The 3,543-nt window shown below is 27.5% G+C and carries 3 protein-coding genes; all 3 read left to right on the top strand.

Translation table 11 applies throughout. The annotated features are described in order from the left end of the window. Positions 1 to 1,037: hypothetical protein (locus tag HM985_RS16825; RefSeq protein WP_218843436.1), on the top strand; the 1,037-nt coding region annotated here is incomplete at its 5' end. A gap of 167 nt (positions 1,038 to 1,204) precedes the next feature. Further along, complete coding sequence (locus HM985_RS16820) at positions 1,205 to 2,170, top strand: restriction endonuclease (RefSeq protein WP_179377374.1); 966 nt, start codon at positions 1,205 to 1,207, stop codon at positions 2,168 to 2,170. A 144-nt stretch (positions 2,171 to 2,314) separates the two neighbouring features. Continuing rightward, positions 2,315 to 3,337, top strand: coding sequence for a hypothetical protein (locus HM985_RS16815; RefSeq protein WP_179314920.1), 1,023 nt, complete (start codon positions 2,315 to 2,317; stop codon positions 3,335 to 3,337). Positions 3,338 to 3,543 lie beyond the last annotated feature (206 nt).

Here is a 3,543-nt window from a genome sequence, read left to right as displayed (position 1 = left end):
CTAAACCGCTGAAAAAAAAATCTTTTGAACGTCTAAATATTAACCAAAAAGAGTCAACCTATATCAGTATAATACAAAAACGAATACAACGGAAGATTATGTTTGTAGAAAAAATAAATACTCTTACAATAAAAGAAATTCAAGATCTACAAAAATCTGAAAATCCTTTACGTTTGTTTTTTGATGAAAAACCAAATACAGAACAATTAAATTTATTAAATGATTTAGTTCTTAAAATAAAAAATGATACTACTCTGGTATTGGAGATAAGAGATGAAAACTGGATTGATTTAAACGAATTTGAATGTATTAGTAAAAGTATTTCAAAGATTGAATTTCATACATTCAAAGCAAATTCTCTTTTTGAAAACCTTGACGGAATTGAACATTTTAAAAATCTTAAAGGGGTTGGTTTTTCATATTGTTATTCTAATAAAATTGATTTAGGAAAATTAACTGCTTGTCCTAAACTTGAATATTTAAATTTAGAAAATAGCATTACAAAAAAACACCATCAAGCCATAAATAAATTAACCAATTTAAAGGAATTGAATATAAAAGGATTGGATATTTCACAAATAAAGAAAATCCCAAGTTTAGAGAGTTTATATGTTTTAGGATTGAAAAACACAGATGATATGGATAAGAAATTACCTAATTTAAAAACACTTTCTATTCATCGTTCTCATACAATATTAAATTTGGACTTCTTACAAGGCTTAACAAAAATTGAAAGTATTACTCTTGATGGATTAAGTAAAGTTGAAAAAATTCCAAATTTAGAAAACAATAAAAATTTGAAAGGCTTTAGTGTTATGAATTTCAAAAGCCTTAAAGAAGTATCTAAATTTAACAATGAATTAGAGAGTTTAAGACTTGGTCTAAATATACCTTCGTTATATATTAATGATTTAACAACCATAACACCAAATAATTTACCAAAAGTAAAAGATATTTGTTTAAAGTTTGACAAATCAAAAGAAAATGAAAAATTATTAGATGTTTTCAGAAAGAGTGGAGTTGAAATAAGATATTAGTTAAATAAAAACTGTGGCTAACACCGTGTATAATTAATTGCTTTGGCAAGTGCCTATTTGGAAAATTCCTTCGGAATTTTCTCTGGTTCGTATTTGTTTACTAATTTAATTGATTAACCACGCAACTAATCATACACACAACCGTTAGCCACAAATTACCAGAAACTATGAAGAACAATGGAAAATCGTTAGAAAAAACGATCCGACTTATCCAAGAGACTTTAAAAGATTCTGAAAACACAAAGATTTTCAACAACTATAAAATCGAAAATGAAAGTGGACAGAAACGAGAAATTGATATTCTAATTGTTTCTTCAATCAATGACTTTGAAATCAAAATAGCTATTGAGTGCAAAGATTATAATAAAAAAGTTCCTGTTAAAGAAATTGAAGCTTTCCAATCCAAATGCGATAGAATCAAAGAAATTAATAAGAAAGTTTTTGTTAGTACAAATGGATATCAAGCAGACGCAATAAATACTGCAAAATATTACGGAATTGAATTACATACTGCAAATAAACTCAAACAAGAAGATGTTAAAAGTTGGTTCCCAATAAAGCAAATGGGTCTTAAAATTGAATCAAAATTTACTGCACCAAAATTATATTTGGATACTACACAGGAAATATTAGATATAATTTCAAAAGATTTTAATGGAGTAGTTTATAGAGAAAAGATAAATGAACCTATTAAAATAGAATCACTTTTAATAGAAGCAATTGATAACAATAAAAGTGTTATTATGAATCTTGCCATTATTGAATGGATAAAATTGGAAGAAACAAAAAAAGACGAATCTTTCCCTATACAATTCAAACTCGACTTTAATGACTTTTATATAAAACCAACAGAGAAAGAAAAAATCAAACTTTTTGGATTGGAATCAAGTGTATATGTGAAATTCGTTAAAAGAGATGCTACAATTTTAAGTGGGAGAATTGTCAAAGGTTCAAAGGAGAACGACATTACTAAATCAATAACGGTAGATGTTGGAGGAAACTTAAAAAGCGATATTATAATAGACAAAAATGAAGAAATAACGTTGTTCGCAACAAATGAAAACGGTGAATCACAAAAACTAAAAACTTTATTTACTTACAACCCGAAAACGAAAAAATTTAACGAAAAATAATCAGTGGCTAACACCGTGTATAATTAATTGCTAGGTCACTGCCGACTTACGAAAATTCCGCTGGAATTTTCTATCTGTGATTTGTTTGCTAACTTAGTTGCTTAACCACGCAACTAACCATACACATCAACGTTGTACACAATTATGAAAAAACAAATCCTAATATACTTTTTAGTTTCAATTTCTGTATTTAGTTGTAAAAAAGATATAGCCGAATTTGAACCTACGAATCCCTTTCAAAATATTGTCCTTGTCGAAAATCAAGTGTTTGATTTAGACACCATAAGCGTCAAAGAAATTATTGGAGAAAAAGGTACTAAAATCTACTTCAATCGAGAAGATTTTGATATTGGCGAAAATGATAAAATAAGTTTAGAGCTCAAAGAATATTACAATAGATTAGAATTAATTTCTGATAACTTAAATACAATTACTGATAAAAATGAGCTTCTGGAATCTAATGGTGTAATATTCTTAAAATTTAAATCAGGAGATAAAGAATTAAAGCTCAAAGACCAAAAAAAACTGAAAATTAAATTCAAGAAAGAGTTTAGAAAAGGAGACCGAATTTTTAATGGCGTTTTTGATTCTATTAATCAAATTGAATGGATTGAAGATAAAGACACATACATAACTTTCCCTATAATAGACACTATTTTATCAAGACGCTATGGTGGAGTTTTAACTTATAGAGATAAAATAATACCTGTTGATTCCTTGGACTACTATTCAACAACTAATGAAAATTTAGAATTACAAATAGAAAATGATATTTCGGAAATTAATGATGAATTAGCAGTTGATAACTGGTGGAAATATCCTGACGTACTAATTGACGAATTTGGCTGGATAAACGTTGATAAGATTTTAATGCCTGATGGTAATGTTTCTTACGAGCTTGTTTTAAATAAAGACAATTTAGAATTTGTTTCGACCTTCCTTATTTACAAAGATTTGAATTCGTTCATATCGGATTACAGAAAACCAAATGATTTAATTTTTGCAAATATTCCTATAAAAAATCAAACCTCATTAATAGTGCTTGGTAAAGCAAAAAAAGAATTTTATGTCAAAAGAGTACTCATTGATGAAAACACAAATGGAATTCTTGAATTGGATTTAAAGAAAGTAGACTCAACCGAATTTGAAAAAATATTAAAAAAATAACTGTGTACAACACCGTGTATAATTAATTGCTTTGTTCTTCTCTACTTGCGAATATTCCTGCGGAATATTCACGGGTTCGTAAAAGTTTACTAATTTAGTTGCTTAACCACGCAACTAACCATACACAAGACCGTTGTGAGCAATTAAAAAGAACATTTGTGAAAAACATTTTTAATCTGATTTTATTACTATTTTTCTTGGTTTCT

The organism is Winogradskyella wichelsiae (assembly GCF_013403925.1).
In the GTDB taxonomy this organism is placed as follows: domain Bacteria; phylum Bacteroidota; class Bacteroidia; order Flavobacteriales; family Flavobacteriaceae; genus Winogradskyella; species Winogradskyella wichelsiae.
Note: the sequence above shows the minus strand (reverse complement) of the source record. Positions and strands in the feature narration are given on the sequence as shown.